This window comes from Bacillus sp. LR_5 (assembly GCF_042709275.1).
This window is the reverse complement of sequence record NZ_JAVAXX010000570.1, coordinates 1-1,529: the sequence shown is the minus strand read 5'-3', so window position 1 is coordinate 1,529 and position 1,529 is coordinate 1. Positions and strand designations below refer to the sequence as shown.

Genomic DNA, 1,529 nt, shown 5'->3' with positions numbered 1-1,529 from the left:
AATTTTTTAATGAACGTGGATTTTCCTGTACGGACAGCACCTACGACTCCTAAGTATATATCGCCTCCTGTTCGTTCAGCGATATCCTTGAAAATATCGACCTTTTCCAAGTGATCCCCTCCCGGACTTCCTATCCTTATCAATTTTATTAAACTCTTTCAATCAAACACAGGACACTATATGTGTATGACGTTGTCCTATTTCAATATGACATCTTTAGAAAATTTCCCATCCTCAATCTATTAAAGTATAAAAAAACCTTTCTCCCTATTTGTATGCACTGGAGAAAGGTTCATTCCTATTTGATATCATTTTCTAAAAAAACAGGTTCCTGTTTGTCATTTACCGTATATTTCACAGAAAACACGGGGACAAAGGGGGTTTCTTGCCAAATCATATCCTGGATTTCAGACCCGGGTTTAAACGTTTTTTTGCTTTTTTTGAGGAAAGAAGCCAGCTCAGTCCGGTAATCGGCATATATTTCTCCGTCTCCGTCAATCATAAGCGGCAAGGAATTCCCTGAGATTGGGCTTGTCACTGTAAGAGAGCTTCCATCTCCCAGCTTCTTCTCATCGAGTGTAAATAAATCACGTGATAGCACATCCTTGTAAGGCGGATATTGATGCTCCTGGCGGTACATTTGGACACGCAATTTTACATCGCGGATTTTTTCAGCCATCCTTAGATCAATCAATTTAACAGTTGGATCGTTCTCTACGTCAACAAGCACGTATTGATAGTCTCCCCCGCTTTCATATGCCGTGCTCGGGGGTTCAGCTATATATCTCGGCGCTAAACGGTTAAAGTCTATCGGATACTTTTGATATAGCGGTGTCGACATATCTTTTGTTTGAATGGGAAGCAGCCCTCCATTTGCCTTTTGAAATTCATCAATAGCAGACTGGACCTGCTTTAGCTGGTCCTGATAAGGAATGGCATGTACACTGCTTTTCCGCTCATTTGGATATAAACAGCCTGATAAAAACACGACTGCCGCAAAAATCATAGCGCACTTCAGTTTACCCATACAGCACTTCCTTTTACAGCTTTATTCATTGACAGGGCCGCTGAATACCACAACAAACACAATAATTCCAGATATGAGCATACACATGAAAGCGAATGACGAAACCGCAATCTTCAAAAAACGGTTTTGGCACTTAAAGCGGCTTAAATAGATGGAAGCTACAGCCAGAAACATCAGACCCATGGACCCTAGTGCAAACCACATTTTCATCAATGCCAGACTCAATGACCTGCGCCTCCCCGATATGTATGATGTAAGCGTTATATTTTAATTTTAATATACAGCCCCGGAAAAGATCAACCAGATTTTCCATCCTTTGATAAAACAAAAAAACTGAAGCAAAGAGGGGGACCTTCGCTTCAGTCAACTTGACTATATTCACCTGCACGTTTAAGAAACACTCTCTTGGACTTCGATGCTATAGTATGCGACTTGGCATACAGATGCATCCTCTATTGCCTAAATCGGCAAAATGTTTCAGGAGATCCCAAGACTTGGGTGT

At 41.1% G+C, this 1,529-nt stretch carries 2 protein-coding genes and 1 pseudogene; all 3 read right to left on the bottom strand.

Translation table 11 applies throughout. The features are described 5' to 3' along the window. Nucleotides 1–110, bottom strand: a pseudogene (locus tag RAC86_RS38560) (stage IV sporulation protein A); the annotation flags it as partial. A gap of 188 nt (nucleotides 111–298) precedes the next feature. Continuing rightward, nucleotides 299–1,027: a hypothetical protein gene (locus RAC86_RS38555; RefSeq protein WP_072566490.1), complete on the bottom strand. Its 729-nt coding sequence runs from the start codon at nucleotides 1,025–1,027 to the stop codon at nucleotides 299–301. A 21-nt stretch (nucleotides 1,028–1,048) separates the two neighbouring features. Continuing rightward, nucleotides 1,049–1,252 (bottom strand): DUF2768 domain-containing protein, encoded by a 204-nt coding sequence (locus tag RAC86_RS38550; protein WP_003225508.1) that lies wholly within the window; start codon nucleotides 1,250–1,252, stop codon nucleotides 1,049–1,051. Nucleotides 1,253–1,529: the final 277 nt, after the last annotated feature.

Excerpts from the sequence above, each read along its gene's own strand:
- RAC86_RS38555 (WP_072566490.1), bottom strand. The coding sequence starts at position 1,027 with ATGGGTAAACTGAAGTGCGCTATGATTTTTGCGGCAGTCGTGTTTTTA.